At 68.6% G+C, this 20,670-nt stretch carries 14 protein-coding genes and 3 pseudogenes; 9 read left to right on the forward strand and 8 right to left on the reverse strand.

Going from position 1 to position 20,670, the window contains the following annotated elements:
• Window positions 1-250: 250 nt before the first annotated feature.
• Together NBW77_RS13740 and NBW77_RS13745 are read right to left on the reverse strand one after the other, a co-directional pair.
• Window positions 251-2,554 (reverse strand): arylsulfatase, encoded by a 2,304-nt coding sequence (locus tag NBW77_RS13740; RefSeq protein WP_242605972.1) that lies wholly within the window; start codon window positions 2,552-2,554, stop codon window positions 251-253.
• Window positions 2,555-2,855: 301 nt separating this feature from the next.
• Window positions 2,856-3,140 carry a hypothetical protein gene (locus NBW77_RS13745; RefSeq protein WP_242605971.1) on the reverse strand — a complete coding sequence of 95 codons (285 nt, stop codon included), beginning with the start codon at window positions 3,138-3,140 and terminating at the stop codon, window positions 2,856-2,858.
• A gap of 250 nt (window positions 3,141-3,390) precedes the next feature.
• Here NBW77_RS13745 and NBW77_RS22455 point away from each other — a divergent pair, with 250 nt between their 5' ends.
• The 4 genes from NBW77_RS22455 to NBW77_RS13765 are packed head-to-tail and all read left to right on the forward strand — an operon-like array spanning window position 3,391 to window position 8,791.
• Window positions 3,391-3,576, forward strand: a complete 186-nt coding sequence (locus NBW77_RS22455; protein WP_131747658.1) for an AbrB/MazE/SpoVT family DNA-binding domain-containing protein — start codon at window positions 3,391-3,393, stop codon at window positions 3,574-3,576.
• Between the two features lie 16 nt (window positions 3,577-3,592).
• Entirely contained in the window at window positions 3,593-7,399 is a 3,807-nt protein-coding gene (locus NBW77_RS13755; protein ID WP_131747657.1) for a hypothetical protein, read from the forward strand.
• Window positions 7,386-8,168: a hypothetical protein gene (locus tag NBW77_RS13760; RefSeq protein ID WP_131747656.1), complete on the forward strand. Its 783-nt coding sequence runs from the start codon at window positions 7,386-7,388 to the stop codon at window positions 8,166-8,168. Before NBW77_RS13755 ends, NBW77_RS13760 begins: the two co-directional genes overlap by 14 nt.
• On the forward strand, window positions 8,165-8,791 hold the full coding sequence (locus NBW77_RS13765) for a hypothetical protein (protein WP_131747655.1): 627 nt from the start codon (window positions 8,165-8,167) through the stop codon (window positions 8,789-8,791). Before NBW77_RS13760 ends, NBW77_RS13765 begins: the two co-directional genes overlap by 4 nt.
• Before the next feature lie 10 nt (window positions 8,792-8,801).
• Here the strand turns inward: NBW77_RS13765 and NBW77_RS13770 are convergent.
• Together NBW77_RS13770 and NBW77_RS22845 are read right to left on the reverse strand one after the other, a co-directional pair.
• Window positions 8,802-9,673 (reverse strand): annotated as a pseudogene (locus NBW77_RS13770) (IS66 family transposase); the annotation flags it as partial.
• An 8-nt stretch (window positions 9,674-9,681) separates the two neighbouring features.
• Window positions 9,682-10,086: pseudogene (locus NBW77_RS22845) on the reverse strand (DUF6444 domain-containing protein); the annotation flags it as partial.
• A gap of 167 nt (window positions 10,087-10,253) precedes the next feature.
• Between NBW77_RS22845 and NBW77_RS22080 the strand changes: the two are divergent.
• The 3 genes and pseudogenes from NBW77_RS22080 to NBW77_RS13780 form a co-directional block, all read left to right on the forward strand.
• Window positions 10,254-10,733: pseudogene (locus NBW77_RS22080) on the forward strand (GmrSD restriction endonuclease domain-containing protein); the annotation flags it as partial.
• A gap of 1,116 nt (window positions 10,734-11,849) precedes the next feature.
• A complete protein-coding gene (locus NBW77_RS22085) occupies window positions 11,850-12,281 on the forward strand; it encodes a restriction system modified-DNA reader domain-containing protein (RefSeq protein ID WP_284346927.1) in 432 nt (143 codons plus the stop codon).
• The gene (locus NBW77_RS13780; protein ID WP_131747653.1) at window positions 12,238-13,134 is read left to right on the forward strand and encodes a hypothetical protein; all 897 of its coding nucleotides are present in this window, start codon (window positions 12,238-12,240) and stop codon (window positions 13,132-13,134) included. The genes NBW77_RS22085 and NBW77_RS13780 overlap by 44 nt, the downstream gene beginning before the upstream one ends.
• 849 nt (window positions 13,135-13,983) lie before the next feature.
• On the opposite strand, the gene NBW77_RS13785 is transcribed toward NBW77_RS13780, so the two are convergent.
• The gene (locus tag NBW77_RS13785; protein WP_284346928.1) at window positions 13,984-14,805 is read right to left on the reverse strand and encodes a recombinase zinc ribbon domain-containing protein; all 822 of its coding nucleotides are present in this window, start codon (window positions 14,803-14,805) and stop codon (window positions 13,984-13,986) included.
• 115 nt (window positions 14,806-14,920) lie between these two features.
• Window positions 14,921-15,334 carry a thioesterase II family protein gene (locus NBW77_RS13790; RefSeq protein ID WP_131747651.1) on the reverse strand — a complete coding sequence of 138 codons (414 nt, stop codon included), beginning with the start codon at window positions 15,332-15,334 and terminating at the stop codon, window positions 14,921-14,923.
• Window positions 15,335-15,382: 48 nt separating this feature from the next.
• Here NBW77_RS13790 and NBW77_RS13795 point away from each other — a divergent pair, with 48 nt between their 5' ends.
• Window positions 15,383-16,942 carry an ISKra4 family transposase gene (locus tag NBW77_RS13795; RefSeq protein WP_502799483.1) on the forward strand — a complete coding sequence of 520 codons (1,560 nt, stop codon included), beginning with the start codon at window positions 15,383-15,385 and terminating at the stop codon, window positions 16,940-16,942.
• Window positions 16,943-17,003: 61 nt separating this feature from the next.
• Here NBW77_RS13795 and NBW77_RS13800 read toward each other — a convergent pair whose 3' ends face one another.
• Together NBW77_RS13800 and NBW77_RS13805 are read right to left on the reverse strand one after the other, a co-directional pair.
• Window positions 17,004-17,438 (reverse strand): thioesterase II family protein, encoded by a 435-nt coding sequence (locus NBW77_RS13800; protein WP_250279849.1) that lies wholly within the window; start codon window positions 17,436-17,438, stop codon window positions 17,004-17,006.
• Between the two features lie 78 nt (window positions 17,439-17,516).
• The gene (locus NBW77_RS13805; RefSeq protein ID WP_131747671.1) at window positions 17,517-18,968 is read right to left on the reverse strand and encodes a carboxyl transferase domain-containing protein; all 1,452 of its coding nucleotides are present in this window, start codon (window positions 18,966-18,968) and stop codon (window positions 17,517-17,519) included.
• Between the two features lie 361 nt (window positions 18,969-19,329).
• On the opposite strand from NBW77_RS13805, the gene NBW77_RS13810 reads away from it, so the two are divergent.
• On the forward strand, window positions 19,330-20,439 hold the full coding sequence (locus tag NBW77_RS13810) for an NAD(P)-dependent alcohol dehydrogenase (protein WP_131747650.1): 1,110 nt from the start codon (window positions 19,330-19,332) through the stop codon (window positions 20,437-20,439).
• Window positions 20,440-20,670: the final 231 nt, after the last annotated feature.

A 20,670-nucleotide genomic window follows, 5' to 3' on the forward strand; every position in this document is an offset into this window, starting at 1 on the left:
TGCAGATCATCATCGTGTGCTCGGAGGGCTACACGTCCAGCCTCGCCGCAGCGTCCCTGCACGACCTCGGCCTGCGTCAGGCTACCGATGTCATCGGCGGATTCCATGCGTGGGCCGCCGCCGGTCTCCCGGTCCGGGACACCGCTTCGTAGAGCGCCGGGATTGTTCGCCCGACCCGCGCAGCTCCGGCGGGCCGGGCGAAGGAGGCTCGTGCGCGGGCTTACTCGTGCGCGGGCTATTTGTAGGTGGGCTATTCATAGGCTGCGGCTGCGGCACGTAGCGCGGCGAGGACCTTCTTCGGTTCGTAGTCGGCCGGCTCGCCGGGACGATAGATGACCGATGTCAGGTCCCCGGTGTACGGGAAGAACCCCTGCCTTTGGTAGAGCGGCCAGGACACCGGCGAACGACGGTCGATCCCGACGTCGATGCCCTGCGCGGGGGCCATCCCGATCAGCATCAGCGCGTTGTCGAGCCTGCCCGCGGCGACGCCGTCCACCAGGACCTCGAAATTCCACCGGAAGTCCGGGATCGCCGTGGCGCGCAGCGTCACCTCCCGGCGGCCGGGCTGGAGCGGCCCGGCGTCCACCTCGGTGAGCAGCCCGTACTCGTTGTAGGCGAAGAACAGCCGGCCGTCCTCGACGTAGAGGTTGTAGCCGCCGCCCTGGTCGCCATGCGCCACCAGCACGCCCTGGTCGCCGTCGGCCTGATCGAGCCGCACCTCGACCTTGAACGAGCGGAACGCGATGAGCAGTGACGAGCGGTACCGCTCCAGGTGCGGTGTCCCGGCCAGCAGCGTGACCGGCCGGACGAACGCATTCTCGGACTCCGGGCGGGCGGTCCACAGGTAGCCGGTGCCGTCATCCAGCGGGAACACCTGGTTCTCCCAGGCGGCCCGCTCCCACGCCTCGGCCAGCTCCTTGACCAGCTCCGGGTGGTCGGCGGCGAGGTCCTCCGTCTCGGTCGGGTCGACCCGGATGTCGTACAGCTCCCACGGGTCCTCGTCGTGCGGGCGGCCGAACCGGTGCAGCGTCACGAGCTTCCAGCCACCCCGGTAGTACGACCGGTTGCCGACCATTTCGGCGTACTGCTCGTGGTGGGTGCTCGCGGCCTCCGGACTCCTCAGCGGATCGGCAAAGCTGACGCCGTCGAGATCCTTGGCCGGTTGTCCGCCCCGGGTCGCGGGCCGGGTCACCCCGGTCAGCTCCAGCAGGGTGGGATAGACGTCGGTGACGTACTGGTACTGCGTCCTGATCTGGCTCGCATATTCCCCGAGGCCGCGCGGCCAGGAGATGATGAAGGGCACCCGGACACCACCGGCGTGGGTGTTGGTCTTGTACAGCCGGAACGGGGTGTTGGAGGCCATGCCCCAGCCGCGCGGATAGTGGATCGAGCTCTGTGGCCCGCCCAACGTGTCCAGGTCGCGCGGCACGTCCCGGAACCATTCGGCGGGCATGTTGGCGTTGCGGGCGAAGTTCTTGAAGTAGCTTCGGGTGCCGCGCCCGCCGCCCTCGCCGGTGCCGCCGTTGTCGGAGGTGAAGATGACGATGGTGTTGTCCAGTTCGCCGAGCGCCTCGATGGTGGACAGCAGCCTGCCGAGGTTCTGGTCGACGTTGTCCACCATCCCCGCATAGACCTCCTGGAACCGGGCGAACAGCTCCCGGTCCCCGGCCGACAGGGAGTCCCAGGCCTCGACGTCGTGGAACGGCTCGCTGTTGCGCGGCGGCAGTTTCGTTCCCGGCGTGAACAGGCCGCCTGCGAGCTGGCGGGCGAAACGGTCCTCGCGTACCGCGTCCCAGCCCTGGTCGTAGCGACCCCGGTACTTGGCGATGTCCCCGGCCTTGGCCTGCAGCGGTCCATGCACCGCCGGGTGCGCGAGGTAGAGGAAGAAGGGCCGGTCCGAGTTGGCGCGCAGCCCCTTGACCAGGCCGATCGCCTCGTCGGTGAGGTCGTCGGTCAGGTAGTAGCCCTCGGGGTACCAGTCGACGTGGACCGGGGAGTTGTCGCGTACGAGTTGGTGCGGGAAGTGCAGGCTGGTCAGGCCCTCCAGGATCCCGTAGAAGCGGTCGAAGCCGCGCTGCAGCGGCCAGGAGGACCGGGGCGCGCCGTCGTTCATCGTGGCGTCCTTGGTGAGATGCCATTTGCCGACCGCGTACGTCGCGTACCCGCCGGCCCGTAGCGACTCGGCCAGCGTGGGTACGTCATCGCCGATCTCGAAGACGAATCCGGGGAATCCGGGGTCGGCGTTGGCCACGAAGCCGTAGCCGGCGCGGTGCGGGTTCAGCCCGGTCAGCAGGGAGGCCCGGGAGGGGGAGCAGAGCGGGTTGGTGTGGTAGTTGGTGAAACGGAGCCCGCGGTCGGCCAGCCCGTCCAGGTGCGGTGTCTCGATCTCGGCGCCGAACGGCCCGATGTCGCTGAAGCCCATGTCGTCCAGGAGGACGATGACGATGTTGGGTGCCCCCTCGGGTGCGCGCGCAGCCTGCCGCCACCACGGGCTGGATTCGCGGACCGTGCGGCCGACGGTCGCACCGTGTCCCGGATAGCTACGCGTCGTCACTTGGCCTCCTGGGCGATGGAGTTGAAGCGGGTGTCGAACTCGGCGGCCACGTCGAGTTTCTTTGGCAGCAGCCCGAGCCGGTCGATGCCGACGGTCGATGGCACGAAGCGACCTCCACAGGGAGACAGGCATGGCGAAACAGGCGCCGTGGCGCCGCAGAACTGGGGCTCTCAGCGGGCGACGCGGCGACAGCTGATGTCGGCAACGCAGTGCGAGGCGACGGCGAACAGCGCCAGCCGATGGGTGGTCACGCGCGTCGATCGGAACACGGGGGACATGCTCGGAGCAAATTCCGAGCAAGTCAACCGATAAAGTTGAAAAGATCTCCGGGGAATGGCATGGCGGCCCCGCGTCGAGGGCCGGGGTCGGCAGACGGAGGCGTCGAACGCCCAGCTGCGGTGTTCTGTCGTGGGGTGGCGCACTGCCTGGTAGCCGGCGTGCACCGCACCGCCTCGACGTTCGTCTTCTCGGTGGAAACGTCGCCTTCGAGCGTCACGACGTTCTTGATGGTCTCGAGTTCGGCGAGGCCGGCCGTGTCGGGGTGCACGGCGACGACCCCGTAGCCCCGTTCGGTGAACAGCTCCACGATTGCCCGGCGGCTGATCCACCTTTCGTAAGCTCGTCGTCGCTTGCCGGTGGAAGTCCGGTCCGGGTAGCTGCTGTTGGGCGCCGCGCATGTCCCGAGCGTCGGTCCAGGCGCTCTCGTCGACGGCGGCGTCGGCCAGCACACCCGCTTTCAAGAAGCAGATACGCGACCAGATCGTCTCCGCCAGCCCATTGTCGGGCGACGGTGTCGTGCTCCAGCCCGCGTTCGTCGTCGGCCCTCGCCGCGCGGGATGCCGAACTCGCCGGGCATCACGATCAGCCCAGCCGAGCTGCGCGCTCTGGGCATCGGCCCCGGAGACACGGTCGAGGTGACCGTCCGTTCCGGGGTACTCGAGGCCCGCGCCGTAAGCCGGTACGAGGACACCCCCCTGCCCGGCCTGATGGCCGTGATCAACACGGCCCGGACCCGGTCGTGACCTGGACCTGTACGCGGTGCTGATGGACCACCTGGCCCACGACCACGGCCAGTACAAGACCTCCAGCAACATCGTCACCGGCGCGTCCTGGCAGCCCGCACCACCCTCACGCGTCCCAGAACTCATGCTCCAGTGGGCCGACCAGACCGAGTGGCAGACCACCAACCTCGACAACGAGGCCCTGCTCGAGGCGATCGCCGGCGCACACATCGTCTTGCCGTCGACGGCGAGCACCCGCCAGATCGTCACCGGGCCCGGGACCCGCCCGGTCATCCCCAGGCCGGCGCGGGCATCCGAGGGAAAGTCAGCATTGCTGTCGCTGTTCTACGCGCTGCTTCTGCCACGAGCGACCGACTTCATGGGGCGTACGGTGAAACGCAGCCTCACCGACTACGTCGACAGCGGCGATACCGCGCACACCGTTGCGGCGTGGCATCCGGCTGCCTCGGGCACACTGGACGGCTCACCGGACCGCATCCTCATCACCGGCGTGGTCTATGAGTGGTCCGACCTGCGCCGTCCCGCCGACGCCGACCGGGCCCGCGACCGGCTCGACACCACCTTCTACGCGTTCTATGCGGTGCCGGGCGTGCTCGACCTGCAATGCCTTCCCATCCTTGACGCCACCGGTGAGCCGTGCCACCGGGCGGGCTACGTCGCCGCCTTGAAGGAATTCGCGGCGATCTACCCGCAGGCCATGGATCTGGTCATCTCCGAGAAGCAACATGAGTGGACGGCCGCGCTGGCGAGCCGGGGCCTCGACCCAGCACTGTTTCGCACGCAGAAACAGATGAACCACGTCGAGGGCGGCGTGGAAGACATGTTCCGATTTTCGTCAGCCCGCGAGTTCATCGACCTGCTCATCGATCTCACGGTTGCACCGGAAGATGCGATCGGCGTCGCTGATCGCCTGGCCTCGATTGCGTCGCTGCTCGCGACCAAGCCAGCCAAGACCGCCGAGCGCGACTTCTGCCTCGACTCGGCGACGGGCCTGGACCGCATTCACGTCTGCCAGCAGGAGGTCGACGCATCGGAGATCGCCCTCCGGCAGACCGTCGACGAGGCGGCCAAGCTGTCCGCCGCTTTCGCCGCGACCGTCTCCGAAGCGAACACGAGGATCGAGGCGCTCGCCGGACGGCGCGACGGCATTGAGAAGCGCCGCGCCGCGGCGGTGACCGAGGGTGGCGCCGCGTACGAGCTCGTCTACCTGTACGAGGAACGCGCCGCCCAGATGCGACTGCGCGCTGCGGAGGATCAACACAGGAGGGCCGACGACGACATCAGGGACGCCGCCGGACTCATCAAAGCATGGGAGGCAGCCGGACATCTCGCAGAGAAGAAGGAGCTGGAGGACGCGCTGGAGCGCACCCGGCGAGAGGCCGGCGAGGAACGCGAGCGCACCGCACCATTGCGGCGCGAGCACGACGAGCACAGCGCTCGCCTGCAAACCCGACTGCGCACGCTGGCCGAGAGCCACGAGGCCAAAGCCGGAACGGCTGCTGAAGCCGCCAGGGCGGCGAAGGCAGACGTCGAGGCCCACCGCGCCGCGGCGAAGGAAGCCGGCCAGCAGGCCCAGGCAGCGGACAAGGACGCGGCGACCGCGACGGCTCGGCTGGAGTCGCTGGCCACGGACCTACACGCGGCTGTCTGCGACGGCGTGCTTCCGAACGAGCAGACCGACCCTGTCGAGCATGACGCCGTTCTCGCCGAACAGCACACCACGCTCACGAGCATCCTTGAAGAGGTCCAGGGCCGTCGTGAACAACGCCCGGCGGCGCGACGCGGATTGACCGGCACGCTCACCACGCTGACAGGCGAGCAGGTCCGACTCGACGCGGAGCGCACCCGGCTCGCGGAGGAACGTGCCGCTCTTGTCGAACGTGCTTCCAAGCTCGTCGCACGCGAACGCGTACAGGATCTCACCGAGGCCACCGGCGACGCCCCCGTGGACCTCTGGGCAGAGGCGGACACCCTGACCCGCCGGTTGTCGGACGCGATCGTCGATACCGATGTGGCGCTCGTCCGGCTGGAGGCCGAGCGCATCGACGACCAGCGCATCCTCGACGTACACGCACGCACCGGGCTGCTACCCACCACCCTCGACGCCGAGCGTGTCCAAGCTGTTCTGGCCGAACACGGCATCTTGGCCGAAACCGGCTGGGCACACCTGCGTACGCTGGTGCCCGGCACGCGCATCCTGGAGACAGTCACGGATCCGGAACTCGCGCGCCTCGGCGTCGGACTCGTCATCCCCACCGCCCAGGCCGATGCCGCCGCAACCGCGCTGACCGGCGTCGACACGGCAACCACAGCGCTCGTCGGCGTTTACACCGCTCAGGACGCCACCGCGATCGTCGGCTCCAGATGGACTGGCCCCGACGGCACTGGCCCGGTGTGGACTGGACTGCATCGCGGCTTGGTGGACCTGGCCTGGGCCGAGGGCGACGTTCGCCAGGTCGCCGCCCGCGCCGAGACGTACGACGACCAGCAGTCCCGCCTGACCGAAGCGCGTGAAGCCGACCGGGCGCTGCTCGGCGAGCTCACCCAGCTACTCGCCGACTGCCCCACCGGGCACCTCGACAGCCTTACCGGCCGCATCGACGACCTCGACAACACCCTCCTCGGTATCGCAGCAGCACTCGAACAAGCTCGCACGGACCTCGCCGCACTCGACGAGGCGGAGGCCGAGGACACGGCGACCGAGCAGCGGACACAGCGACAGATCTCCCACATCGAGACGTCCCGCGCCCGCCTGTCCGGCCTGATCCAGAAGATGGGGGCAGCCGCGCAATGGCGTCACGAACTCGCCGACGCCGAGTCGCGGTCGAAGGACGCCCACCACCGGGCCGAGCACCTCACGGAGGAGGCGAACCGTGCTCTCGACTACGCCACCGAGCAGAGCAAGCTCAGCGATTCCGAAGGCGAGGCCGCCAGCGCGTACCGAAGCGAGGCCGCCGGCCTGACGTTCCTCGACTCCGAGCCGAACCTTCCCGATGATCCGGCGGTGTCCCTCGACGTCCTACGCGCCCGGCGTCAGGAGGCTGCCCGTACCTGGCAGGTCCAAGCTTCCCAGTCGGTGCTCGCGGAGCGGGAACGCAATTTCACCACGGCTTTGGCGACCGAGTCACAGGTCCTCGCCGCAGTCACCGCCGAAACGCTGCAACATGCCGCTGTCCTGCTCACCACCGCGGAGGGTCAGACCAAGCCGGCCCGGGCGGCGGCACTGGCCGCCGCCCGAGAGACGAAGGAGGAGGCGGTCGGCCGGAAGGGCCGCGCCTCCGGTGATATCGAACGACATAGCGCGACGCTCACCAGAATTCGGGCGCGACGCACCGATCCGCCCAAGCGCGCGTTGCCGATTGAGCCAACCACAGCGGAGCAGGCCGACGCTCTGGCATCTGAACATGACGAGATCGGCCAAGCGTGCGTCGAAAGGCGGACAACCGCAGAGGGCAAACTCCGTGACCTTGAGAGCGCGCAAGGCGAATACCGGAGTCGGGCCACGGCGTTCGAGTTGCTCGCCGACGGCCTTCCCGACCCGGCCGACCGGGTCATCGCGCCGTTCGGCGGAACCGACGACGAGGCCAAGACCCGCAAACAGACGGTCATGCAAGCTCTGCGTGTCGCGGAGAAACGCGCGAGCGACGCGGCGGTCTCCCGCGCGAACGCGGTCGGCGACCTGCGGACAACAGGAAGCAGGTACCCGGGAGTCGCCACACCCGCGAAGGACCGCGTCCTCCACGACAACGAAGAGGTGCTGGCGCGGCACGCGGGGAACCCTGGCGAAGCAGCTAAGACTGCGCGCGGAGATGATCAGTGGTGAACTCGCCGACATCGCCAAGGACCAGGCGATTGTGACCGACTCCCTCGCCCGCCTCGTCTCGAACACCTTCGACACCTTGCGCAAGGCCGAACGGTACTCGCGAGTGGCGACGAAGACCGGAGGCTGGGCCGGGAAACAGATGCTCAGAATCTCCTTCGAAACACCCGCCAGCGACGCGGACCTCCGCACCTACGTCAACCGCGTCGTGGAGCGACGCATCGCCGACGGCGTCAAACCGGAAGGACCGCCGCTGCTCAAGGATGCCGTCCACGAGGCAGCCGGAACCCGAGGCTTCACCGTCAAAGTCCTCAAGCCCGCCCTGGACCTCGTCCCCACCACCGAGGACATCACCCGGCTCGGCAAATGGTCCGGCGGAGAGAAACTGACCGTCTGTGTCGCGCTCTATTGCACCATCGCGGCGCTGCGCGCGGTGAACGCCGGGCGCCGGGATCGCTCGGGCGGTGTCCTGCTGCTCGACAACCCGATCGGCCGCGCCTCACACGGCAGCCTCGTCGGTCTCCAGAGATCTGTCGCCGCCGCACACAAAGTCCAGCTCGTGTACACCACTGGGGTGAAAGACCCCGATGCCGTATCCCGATTTCCCAACGTCATCCGGCTGGACAACCGCCCTGGCCGCACCCGAAACCGCCGCTACATCGTCCCGGACGACATCGACACCGACCAGCGACTCATCACCGGCGTCCGCGTTGCGCACGACGAATCGTCCAGCGGTGAGGGGAACCAACCTCAGACGGAGGCATCGAGATGACCACGACGCTGGGTGACATCATCGCCGCCTACGTCGCGGACCATCCGACAAGCCGCGTCCCGGTCGACGGCCTGCTACGGCACGCCGCCGCCGACCCAACGCTCGTCGGCGATCCGACAGCACGGACCCGGCTCGCCGCCGTCCTGGCCGGACTCGCTGAAGCGGAAGCCGTCGTGCTGCCAAAGGCGCGCTCTGGGTGGGACGATCGGACGAAACCGCCCTTGCCACTCTGGGTGGGTAAGGTGACAAAGCCCCGTCGGGTGCGGGCGGCACCGGCCCGGCGAGTCTGGCCGCAAGCACTCGAAGCAGCCGCCGCGATCGCCACCCGGCCGGACGAACACCAACTCCTCGACAGGATCGCCAACTGGCTGCGGAACAACCCCGGCGTCGAACCCGTCCCCCTCGAAGAACGCTCATTGGAGATCCTCGACGACGAGAAGGCGCTCGCCATCGAGACGCCCAAACGACTGTTCACCTCCGGCGCCCTGACCCTCGACCTCCTTGCTTGCTACCCGATGCCGGGTAGCTGTTCAGCTCGGGTGATGGGCTCGCTTCCTGCGTTTGCGCAGGTAGGAGCGGCCGTTGGCGGGACCGGTGGTCGTGGTCCGCGGACGGCCAGGTGAGGCGGGGTCGTCAGCCGGGTTGTGCTGCGGGTGGGAGCCAGGCGCCGGTGGTGAACAGTTGGGTGAGCGCGTCGAGGGTGTCGAGGCCCCATTTCGTGGCGGTCGACAGGTAGGATTGCACGACGGCGAAGTCGGCCAGGCCCTGGAGCGTGCGCCAACAGCCACCGGACACTTTCTGTTGTATCTTGACCGGTCGGACGTCTCGCTCCGCGAGATTGTTCGAGAACGGGACCGTCAGGTCGGTCGCGAACCGCAGGATCATGTCCTCGTAGCGGCGGAACCGGCGGATCAGCGTCCTGGCGTCGGCGGCCAGCGGGCTGCGCCTGCCGTGGTTGTCGGTCTCGCCGCGGGCGAGCGCGCCGAGGTAGTGGTTAAGGATCTCGCCGAGCACCTTCGGGGCGAGCGTGGCCTGCCCGGCGCGGCGGGCGGCGCCCGCGGCGTGGTGCGCGTCGAGCAGAGTCGTGGCCAGCGCGTCGGCCCAGACCTGGCCGGCCGGGTCACCCTCGTGGACCGAGCGCAGGTCGCGGAGCAGGTGTGCTCCGCACCAGGCGTGCAGCGCACCGGTCAGATGCGCGTAGCCGCCATAGCCGTCGCGTACCAGCACGCCGGTGAACGCCGGCCAGACCCCGCCGGCGTCGATCGTGGCCGCCGTGCGGTCCCCGCCGTGCGGTCCCCGCCGTGCATCACGGTCAGATAGTCGGTGCACGCCACATGCAGGTAACGCAGAGCTCCGTCGGCGCGGGCGGTGGTCTCGTCCGCGTGCGCGACCGGCGCCGCGGCGACCAGGGCGCGTACGTGCGGCAGGAACCCGGTCTCGAGCAGCCGGGCCGCCCGGCCCCGCAGCGAAGCGACCCAGCCCGTCGAAACCACCGCGCCCACCAGCGCGGCCAGCACGGACAGACCCGCGCCACGAACCGGTACTCCCTCACCCGGGGCCGCGGCGGCGGGGGCGGCACGTCGAACACCTGCTGGCGACGGACCCCGAACACCGGCGCGCCGGCCAGCGACCCGCCGCACTCCCCACACGACGCCGGGTCGAGTGTGATCACCTCGTCCGGGTCCGCGACCATGCTGCGCGTCTGCCCCGGCTCACCGGGCTGCTTCCCACGTGGCCGGCCCGACGACGTCCGCGACGACCGCTTCGGCGCCTTCGTGTACGGATCATCCGACGACGGCGGACGCGACGACGTCCGGCTGTCCTTACCAGCCTGGCGTTCCAGTTCCTCGACCCGCGCGGTCAACCGCTCGATCAGCGCGTCGCGCTCCGCGATCGCGGCCGCCTGCTCCACGACCAGACACGCGAGCTCCTCGTAGCTCGGGCGGCCGCTGGAGTCCACACGACGAACCTAACGATCACAGCCCACGATCAGCCAGGTGTCAGGACGACCGCCACACAAGATCCAGCGAACGACCAGCCATCCCCGATGACCCGAGCTGAACAGCTACCTACGACCCCTATTTTCTAGGCTCTATCATTATCTATCGTCAGAACGGTCGAATCTATCTTGCCGATGGACAGCAGCGGATCATCACGCTGCTGCTGTTGTTGATCCGGCTGGGCACCCTGACCGAGAACCGGCACGACGCGGCGCACCTGCACGTGGACGTTCGTTCGCTCATGCGCGGCGAGGACCGCGGCGGCCAGCACTTCGCCGTCCGTGTGGACCGGTACACGGAGTTCTTCGACCAGCTGGTCAACAACCGGCCCTTCACCAGCGACGGTGTGCCTGCCGACGTACGGCGGCTGCACGAGGCCGCAGAGCATCTGCTTACCCGCTGGCCGGAACTGCTGAAGGAGGATGCGCTTCCGTACTTCGCCCGCTGGCTCCTCGACCGGGTCTCGCTCGTCGAACTTGACGCCGGCGACGCCGCCCGCGGCAAGGAGATGTTCTCCGCGATGAATGACCGCGGCAAGCATCTCGCCCCGCTCGACCTGCTGAAGAACTACCTGCTTGCCGAAGCGCCCGGTGATCCGTACCAGCTCGACCTGCAGTGGCAGCGTATGGTCGATGAGTTACACGGCCCGGACCGGGACGCGCCACTGGAGTTCGTTCGCGCGGTTTTGCGCGCCAAGTACGTCACGCCGATCATCGACACGAGCCAGCTGCTGGAAAGCGCCCCGCACGAATGGCTCGACGAAAATGCCGAAAGTATTGGCCAGTACCGGAAAAGGGACGGGCGGGTCAGGCTTCTCACCGAAGTCTTCGAGCCGCTTTCCCGGCCCTATCTGGCGATGCTGGCAGCGACGAGCCGTCTCCGCGCGGACCAGGAGGCGATCTGGTACAACGCCCACCTTCGGATACCGCGACAGTTTGATCTTGCGCTGGCCGCCGCCGAGCCAGACGAATCGGTCGCTTCCGTGCTGCGTAAAGGCGAGCTGGTAGCCCGCTTCCTGGACCTGTTCGTCGTCACCCGCGGGGTCAGGCAGCTACCCTACGGCCCGGGTGAGCTCGACGATCTGGTGTCGGGGCTGCTTGGCCGGGTGCGGATGACCCGCACCGCCCACGAGCTGAGCCGTGTGCTCGGCGAGGAGGCGGCCGGCTGGTACGTCCACCTCGCCGAGGTCCCCGAACTGCGGTACCGGCCCGGCGGGAACCGGCCGTTCGTGCTGTACTTCCTCGCCCGGCTCACTGCGTGGCTGGCGAAGGGAACCGGCCAGAGCGAGACCGTGGACCATCTGCTGGCGGTCACGGAAGGCCAACGACCGTTCGAGATCGAGCACTTGTTTACCAAAAAAAGCGGCGCCGCCACCTACCTGGCGCAGGCGACGTCCGACACGGAGTTCGAGCGCATCCGGTCGCGGCTCGGCGGTCTGGTGTTACTGGACGGGGCGGACAACGCCAGCGTCGGTGGCCTGCCACTGGAACACAAACTGTCATCATATCAACGGTCCAACGCGTTGGCCGGCTCGCTGCACCCGGACACCTACCGGAGCCGGGGCCACAAACGCTTCAACACATTCGCCGCTGAGCAAGGGCTGACCGACCTGTTCCGTCCCTACGATGTCGATTCCCCGCCGGAAGCGGTAGTCAATGCCCGCGGCCAGCTGTATCGGGCGATGGCGGAGCGGATCTGGTCGCCGGATGCGCTCGGCTTGCCACGGCCGCCCGGTGCCAGGCCGTCCGTCGCCGTGGGCGGCAGAGACGACGGCAAGAACGATGTTGCCGGCGATGGCGACGAGGCACGCCCACGGCGACAGCGCTACAACGCGACCCTGGCAGACCTGATCGACGCTGGCCTACTGCGCGCCGACGACCGGCTCGTCGGGCGCCGCGGCGGCCGGCTATTCCAAGCGGCCCTGACAGCCGATGGCCGGATCCGCACGGCCTCCGGCGAGATCCACCGATCGCCGAGCGCTGCGGCCAAGGCCGCCACTGGGGCACCCAACCCAGGCGACTGGCGGTTCTGGCGCGTGGAACGAACGAACGACACGCTGTTCGAGACCCGTGCTCGATACCTGCGGTCGTCCGGCGTCGGCCAGAACGGCTGAGAAGAACGGATTCGATCCGCTCGCCACCAACACCGGGGTCATCACCCCGATCCTGATCTGGACGCCCAACGCCCGCCCGGAGAGCCACATCCGCGACACCCTGACTCACGCGCTGTGCGGGCGGAGGATGATCGGGAAGTCGCGGGCGGCGCGGAGTCAGCCGCACGCGCTGCTGTACTACGCCTGCGAGGCTCCCCGGAACCATGCTGATTTCGCCGAGCGGTACCCGGATCATCCGGGTGGGATTCTGCTGGCGGAACGGCACCTGATCGCCGGGATCAACGACTTTCTCAACACCCGGCTTCTCGGCCCGGACCGGATCCCGTTGCTGACCGATGAGATCGACCATGCGGCGGTGGCTGCGCAGGATGACCGGGTCTCTCGCCGGGCCGCGCTTGCGCGCACCCTGGCCGATATCGCCACCCGGCAGCGGCGGCTGCTCACCACGTTGGAAACCCAGGACGACCCCACCGGGGCGGTGCTCTCTCATGTGCAGCAGCGCATCGCCGAGTTGGACGTCCAGCGGCGGGCTGCCCAGGAGGCGCTGGAGGAGCTGGACGCCCAGGCCGCAGCGGTAGCGGCCGCAGCCCCCGATCTTGGGCTGTTGGGGCGGGTGCCGTTGGGCCGGTTGGACGTTGCCGATCTGCCCCAGGCCACTGCGCGGCGGTTGCTCGACGCACTCCGTTTGAAGATCCAATATGACAAGGTGGCGAAGCGGGCGACTGCGCAGATCACGTTGGATGTCGAGACCGCCGACGCCCTGGGTGGTCACGGACCGTGGGGGTTCCGGGGGCTCGGCCCCCGGGCAGACATCGAAGCTCACGGGAAGCCGTGCAAAGCACGGCGAACATAGGGATCCACGCGTGCCCCCGGCGAGGCACAGCAAGGAAGGGAAGACGTTCGGGACACTTCGAGCGGCTTGTTGACCTTGGGTGGTGTGCTTCATCTGCCTTGATGGGAAGAGCGTGTGCTGGCGCGGGTGACGTCGGAGATCGGCGGATCTTGCGAAGATCTGGCTCTGGGCAGTGATGATCTCTGATGGTGCTGGTGTGACTCAACCACGGTCGGCCGAACTCCACTGCGTGATCGGCGTGGTGGACAGTGCGTCGTGCTCCCGGTGCTGGAGGCCGCCACTGGCCGGTGTTCACCGACCGGCTGCTGGCCACCCTGGTCGTGCTGCCTTTCCCGTTGCCCCACGCCGTGCTTGCGCAGTTCTATGGTGTGGAGCACGTTGGCGGACGTGTTCGCCTACGCCGCTGCGGAAGGCGTGCGGCTACGCATCGACGGCACCGAGGTGCAGGTCCGTCGGCCGCCGGTAGGCCCGGCCGGCGGGCGTTCGTGTCTGGGAAGAAACGCCAGAACACTGGGAAAACCACGACTATCAGTGACGGGCAGAGCCGGATGCCGTGGTCCGGGGCGGCCCGGGCGGATGTACGACCAGACCGCGCTGTGCGTCCACCGCGGAAACCGGCGGACGCCGCTGGATCCGGTGCGGAGCATGCCTGGCGGCAGGCGTGTTACCGGCAGTTGGCTCGGCGATCTGCGTGGAACACGCCTTGGCCGAGTAGAAGCAGTAGGCGGTCGTTACAGCGTTATCTCGGCCGGCGGGAGTCCTACCCGGATACTTATGCCGCGATCGTGGGGGAATGTCAAGCCGATCGGGCCGCCCGGCGTGCCACGGTCCGGCGGGCGAGTACTGCACTCATAATCCGTCGGTCGTGGGTTCGAGTCCCACCCGCCCCACCAATGTAGGCATTGCGCGAACCGCTCCCTTCGGGGGCGTTGTGGCTGGTAGGACGGCTGCGGCGGCCCTGTGGGGGGCGTTTTTCGTGGCTGGTCGGGTTGGCTTGGGTCGGTCTGTGTCTCCAGTCTCTACGTTGGCGGTGCCCCCGGAAGTGTCGGGTCTGGGGACTTTGAAGATCGGTACGAGCCGGTCGGGTCCGAGGATCTTGACTTCGGCGACGAGGGCTTCGACGAGGGCCTTGCGTCGGAGGTCGTCGCCCGACTCGATGATCGTCTCGATGTGCTGGACGACTGCGCGGAGGGCGGACCGGGCCGGCATGACCGGTTCGTCGTCGATCTCGTCGGCGAGTTCGGCTTGCCGGTGGCGGAGCTGTTTCTGCTTGGTGCGCAGGGCTTCGAGCCGGGCGGCGAGGATCTCTTCGTCGAGGGTACCGCGCTCGAAGGCGCCCAGGTAGCGGTCGATGGCCTGGTCGGTTTGGGTGAGTTCGGTTTCGATGGCGGTGAGTTCGTCGGTGCGGTCGGCGCGGGCGTTGCGGTGGCGGCGCTGGGCGGCGGTGACGGCGTTGGCGATGAGGTGCTGGTGGTCTCGGTAGAAGCTGGTGAGGGCGGTGAGGACGGCGGTGTCGACGGCGTCGGCGTCGAGGCGGGGGGCGTCGCACTGGTCGCGGTTGTAGCGGTTGCGGGTGAAGCAGGTGTAATAGCGGTAGGTGTGGTTGCGGCCGGTGGCGCGGGTACCGAGGAGGGCTTTGCCGCATTGGGGGCAGCGCATCCGGCCGGTCAGGTAGTAGTCGGAGGGGCTGGGGTTGTCTCATGATGGCGCTCGCGCCTGTCCTACGGGCATTCTTCACAGACCGGCTCATGACCCAATACGGCGCCAGCCCGCGCACGGTCGCCTCCTACCGCGGCACCTTCAAACTTGCCGCTGTGGCCATCCGATCGGCGACCAGCGCCGTGACCGCCGCCGTGTGATCGTTGATGAAGAAATGTCCGCCGCTGAAGGTGATGAGCTCGAACCGTCCGGTTGTGTGGGTGCACCACGCTTGGGTGTCGGCGACGTCGGTCTGCGGGTCACTGTCATCGATGATGACGACGATCGGGCAGCTCAGCACAGGCGCGCACCCCGCCGCCCGAGGATCGTGGTGGTAGCTTTCGATGGCCCGGTAGTCGTTACGCAGCACCGGCAGGATGAGCTCGCGCATTTCGGGGTCGGCGAGCAGCGACGCTTCTGTGCCGGACAGCCTTGCCAGTTGGGTGCAGTTCCCTTGAAGTGAGATCGTTGGGCTGACGAGCTTCGTGCGCTGTGACAGTATTGATCAATAGAAGGGCTCCTTCTCGCTACGTTCCGTGGTGCCTAAGCCATGGACGTGCAACAAGAAGGAGCCCAGGTGCCAGCGTACGAGGAGCAGGCGGAACCAGTGGCCGCGGGGGCGTTCGCCGCGGCACGGGAGCGGTATTTCGCGCTCGAGGCGGAGCTGCTGAGCGACTGCGCGCAGGGGTCGACGGTCGACTCGGTCGAGGACCTGGTCAACGCCGGCGGCCGGGAACTGCTGCTGGCGATGCTCCAGGCCTTCCTGGACGTGCGGGCACAGCGGGAGCGGCGGGCCGAGGCCGCGCCGGTCGGCGCGGACGGCGCCGCGCGCACCCGGGTCGAGAAGGACCACAGCCGCAAGCTGATCTCCCGGTTCGGGCCGGTCAGGATCCAGAGGATGGCCTACCGGGCACCGAACGCGGCGAACCTGCACCTGGCCGACCTGGAGCTCAACCTCCCCACCGGGGCCCACTCGCACACGCTGCGCCGCGAGGTCACCGCCGAGGCCACCCGCGGCTCGTTCGACGACGCGGTCGCCGCCGTCGAGCGCGCGACCGGCCAGAAGATCGGCAAGCGGCAGGCCGTCGAGCTGGCCCGCTCCGCGGCCACCGACGTCGCGGCGTTCTACGCCCAGCCGAGGCTCGAGGTCGCCAGCGCCGGCCGGATCCTGGTCCTGCAGTTCGACGGGAAGGGCATCATGATGCGCCCCGAGGGGTTACGCCCCGCGACCGCGAAGGCCGCCCAGGCGAGGAGGAACCGGCTGTCGACCCGGCTCTCGCCCGGCGAGAAGAGCAACCGTAAGCGGATGGCGGAGATCGCCGTCGTGCACGACGCCACACCCGCGCCCCGCGCCGTCGACGACGTCCTGCCGCTGCCCGGCCGCGTGAACGCCCAGGCCGGCGGCCCTGCCAGGGCCAGGGGGCCGAAGGCGACCGGGAAGTGGCTGACCGCCTCCGTCGTCGACGACATCGCCACGGTCATCGCCGCCGGCTTCGACGAGGCCGAGCGGCGCGACCCCCACCACCAGCGGACCTGGGTCGTGCTCGTCGACGGCAACAACACCCAGATCGACGCGATCCAGGCCGAGGCCGCCCGCCGCCGGGTCACCGTCCACGTCCTCGTGGACTTCGTCCACGTCACCGAGTACGTCTGGACGGCCGCCTGGTCGTTCTTCGAGACCGGCGACCCCCACGCCGAGACGTGGGTCCGCACCCAGCTGCGCCAGATCCTGCGCGGCAAGGCGCCCGCGGTCGCGGCCGGGATCGGCCGCCGCGCGACCAACAACCACTACAACGCCCAGGAACGCAGGGGCGCCGACACCGTCGCCGCCTACCTGAAGGCCAAGGCCCCCTACCTCGGCTACGGCACGGCGCTCGCCAACGGCTGGCCCATCGCGACCGGCGTCGTGGAAGGCACCTGCAGATTTATGATCAAAGACCGTTTCGACATCACCGGCGCGCGATGGGGACTCGAAGGCGCCGAGTCCCTCCTCCTGCTCCGCGCCGTCGTCACCAACGGCGACTTCGACGCCTACTGGGCGTACCACCTCGACCAGGAGCAGCAACGCAACCATTACAGCAAGCTCGCACCGCTCGACACAGCAGCGTGATCAAACCTCGATTACGTCACTGGAGCGGAACTGCACCCTTGCCAGTTCCGCCAAGACGCCGTCATCGTAGCGTCGGTGCACGTCGTCCTCCCGGCGGCGCCTGGCACCCGGAGACGAACAGCACCGCCGGGGCGCCCCCGTGGCCAGGACCGCCCCGCCTCCCGGGTCCACTGGCGGTGAGCCGGCGAGCCACCTCGAACGCGACGACGGCGCCCATGCTGTGCCCGAAGAACGCCGTCGGCCGGTCAAGCCGCGAGCCCAGGACCTCATGTACCTGGTCGGCGAGCCCGGAGATAGTCGGGATCAGTGGCTCTGACCTACGATCCTGACGCCCGGGATACTGCACCCCCAGCACCTCGGTCGTCGTGGGCAGCATTTGGAAGATCCAGCGGAAGAAGCTCGCCGACCCGCCGGCGTGCGGAAAACAGACCAGGCGATGGGTCGCGTTCGAGGCCGGTCGAATGCGCCGAAGCCAGTCGTCGGTGCTGGGGGTCATGAGTTTCCGCTCTCCTTTTCGTGTTCATCGAATACGTTGAGAGGGTCCGTCGTCCGGAGCCGACTGTTTCCGCCCTTGTCACAGCGGGATGTTCGAGTGGCGACCGCGGGTGCCGGGCGCGGCCGCCAGCGCCTCGACCAGCCGGCGTCGGGTGTCGCGCGGCGCGACGACCTCGTCGACGACTCCGGACTCAACCGCCCGGTCGACGCCTCCTTCTGACCGTCGATGACGTTCGGCGAGATCGGCGCGGGCACGCTCACGTTCGTGCTCGGGCAGCACCGCGAGCTCCTTCCGGTACAGCACGCCGACGGCCGCCTCGGCGCCCATCACAGCGATCTCGGCCTCGGGCCAGGCGAAGACCGCGTTCGCGCCGAGCGCGCGGGAGTTCATCGCGATGAAGGCGCCGCCGTATGCCTTACGGGTGATCAGGGTCACACGCGGAACGACGGACTCGGCGAAGGCATGCAGGAGCTTGGCGCCCCGTCTCACCACGCCGTTCCATTCCTGAGCGACGCCGGGCAGATAGCCCGGCGTGTCGACCACAACGATCATCGGTACGCCCAGCGAGTCACACATCCGTACGAAGCGGGCACCTTTCTCGGCGGACAACGAGTCCAGACAGCCGCCCTTGCGAAGGGGGTTGTTGGCGATGACCCCAACCACCCGTCGACCGAGCCGGCCGAGACCAACGATGATGTTGGGGGCCCAGCGTGGCTGGAGTTCGACGAACGAGGCGTCGTCGTCCATGAGCGTCCGCACAAGGGGGCGTACGTCGTAGGCACGGCGCCGTGACTGGGGCAGCAGCGAGCGCGGATCGGTGCGCGACGGTTCGGCGTTCGACGATTCGGTGTCCGGGTGAAAGGAGCCCGGCCGGGCGAGCAGGACCGCGAGTTGCCGTCCGTATGCGAGCGCGTCCTGGTCGGTGTCGCAGGTGACGTGGACCACGCCGGACCTGCGCTCGTGGGCCTCGGGGCCGCCGAGCCCCGCCTGGTCGATGGACTCGCCGGTCACGCTGCGCACGACATCAGGGCCGGTCACGAACATCCGGCCGGTGTCCGACATGACGACCAGGTCGGTCAGGGCCGGGCCGTATGCGGCGGCGCCGGCCGCCGGTCCGAGCACGACCGAGATCTGCGGGATCACGCCGGAGACCCGGGTCATGGCGGCGAACATCCGGCCAGCGCCGTCGAGGGAGCGCAACCCGTCGGTGAGCCGGGCGCCGCCCGAGTGCCAGACTCCGATGACCGGGCAGCGGCGGCGCTCGGCCATACCGATCGCCGCCACGATGTCGCATGCGCCGGCGAAATCCAGGGAACCGCCCATCGCGGTGGCATCGGTGCAGAATGCGACCGCCGGCGCGCCGTCGACGAGTCCGGCCGCGGTCAGCACGCCTTCGAGGTTTTGACCACGGAGACTCTCACGATTGAGAACTGTCAGGGAGTCGGGGTCGAGAAGCCTCGTCAGGCGCCTGATGGGCGCACGTACGTCGGCCTCCTGGCTGATTCCACCGGGCGAGACCGCGGTCGACATATGCATCGTGAACATCCTCGGATGACGGAGTCGGCGGCGCGGCGCGATCCTGCGACCGCGATCGAACTGTCGAGTGGCGCGCTCCCGCTGACAACCCCTACACGACCCTACGCGGCCCCCCTACGTGCGATGTGATCGGTGTCGAGGATTCGCAACCCCAGAATCACCCCTGTTGAGTTCGCCAACACGAGGTATCCGGGGACAATCACCCAGGAAAACCCTGACGCGGTGGCCCTGACAGTTTTGTAGGGGTTGTTCGGGGGTCCGTGACCCGGATAGCTTTGTCGACGGTGCCCGACTGGACGGCCAGTACGGCGGGCGTGGCGTCACCCATGGGAAGATGAGAGGGCCGGGCTGAATAATGTTCACGAAAGCCGCCGTCCTTCGCGAAAAAGGCGCCGATTTCGCGCTCGAGGTGGTATCTCTAGGCGAACATCGCCCGGACGAGGTGCTGGTTCGGATGGTGGCGACGGGCGTCTGCCACACCGACCTCCTCGTGCGCGACCAGGTCCTTCCGCCCGCGCCGCCGGTCGTGCTCGGCCATGAGGGCAGTGGAGTGGTGGAGGAGGTTGGATCGTCGGTCTCCGATCTCGCGCCCGGTGACCACGTCGTCTTGGCGCCGCGCAGTTGCGGGCGCTGCCGCACCTGCCTCAACGCCCACCCGATGACCTGTGTCGGGTGGGGACCGCTGAACCTTCGCGGCCGGCGGCCCGACGGATCGACCGCATTCCGCGACATCGACGGCGCCGAGATCAACGGGCACTTCTTCGGCCAGTCCTCGTTCGCCGCGTACGCGGTCGTTCCCGCGCGGTCGGCGATAGCGGTGCGACCGGACGCGCCTCTGGAGATGCTCGGCCCTTTCGGATGCAGTCTCCAGGCCGGCGCCGGCACGGTTCTCAACGCACTCAAACCGCAGCCCGGCTCGAGTATCGCCGTGTTCGGGCTCGGCGCGGTGGGGCTGGCGGCGGTCATCGCGGCAGGGCTGGCCGGCTGCGCGTCGATCATCGCGGTGGATCTCAACACTGACCGGCTGGAGCTGGCGCGCGATCTCGGCGCGACCCACACAATCGACGCGGGCGGCGGAGGCGGGGACGCGGCTGACGTCGTCGGCGAGGTGCTGGAGGTGTCCGGCGGCGGAGTCGACGTCAGCGTCGACGCGGTCGGGCTCTCGAGCACCGCCCACTCGGCCGTCGCCGTCCTGGCGGCGGGCGGTGTGGCCGCCATCGCCGGTTCCGCGGCGGCGGGCAGGGACGTCGCGTTCGACCTCAACCAGCTGATGGGGCGCTCCGTTCGCGGCGTGCTCGAGGGCGACAGCGTTCCGGCCCTGTTCATCCCCTATCTCGTGGACCTGTACCTCGCCGGCCGATTTCCCATTGACCGGCTGGTCCGGACCTACGCGTTCGACGAGATCAACAGAGCGGTCGAGGATTCCACGGCTGGCAGTGTCGTTAAACCGGTTCTCCTCTTCTGACCTACATCCGTCAGGCGCCTTTCGCCTGGGGTGTCGGTTTGGTCCGATAGCCCCGATTCATCCCTGTGTGGCAGGTACCTGTTTGCTTATGATGATCTACGAGACCCCACCGTCAACCCTCTACCGGCGGATGTAGGTCTGACGGTGTCCCGTGTACCGCCAGGCCGGCGTACCCGACCGTAGTGGGGGGCGGACGCATGGCCCGTGTCGACTGGTCCGGAGCGCCGTTGC

Source organism: Frankia sp. Cppng1_Ct_nod (assembly GCF_920656135.1).
GTDB classification, from domain to species: domain Bacteria; phylum Actinomycetota; class Actinomycetes; order Frankiales; family Frankiaceae; genus Protofrankia; species Protofrankia meridionalis.

Bases quoted from the DNA above. Each gene is read 5' to 3' on its own strand.
- NBW77_RS22455 (WP_131747658.1), top strand. From the start codon at position 3,391: ATGCCGAACTCGCCGGGCATCACGATCAGCCCAGCCGAGCTGCGCGCT.
- NBW77_RS13760 (WP_131747656.1), top strand. From the start codon at position 7,386: ATGATCAGTGGTGAACTCGCCGACATCGCCAAGGACCAGGCGATTGTG.
- NBW77_RS13765 (WP_131747655.1), top strand. From the start codon at position 8,165: ATGACCACGACGCTGGGTGACATCATCGCCGCCTACGTCGCGGACCAT.
- NBW77_RS22085 (WP_284346927.1), top strand. From the start codon at position 11,850: ATGGCGGAGCGGATCTGGTCGCCGGATGCGCTCGGCTTGCCACGGCCG.
- NBW77_RS13795 (WP_502799483.1), top strand. From the start codon at position 15,383: ATGGACGTGCAACAAGAAGGAGCCCAGGTGCCAGCGTACGAGGAGCAG.
- NBW77_RS13800 (WP_250279849.1), bottom strand. From the start codon at position 17,438: ATGACCCCCAGCACCGACGACTGGCTTCGGCGCATTCGACCGGCCTCG.
- NBW77_RS13805 (WP_131747671.1), bottom strand. From the start codon at position 18,968: ATGTCGACCGCGGTCTCGCCCGGTGGAATCAGCCAGGAGGCCGACGTA.
- NBW77_RS13810 (WP_131747650.1), top strand. From the start codon at position 19,330: ATGTTCACGAAAGCCGCCGTCCTTCGCGAAAAAGGCGCCGATTTCGCG.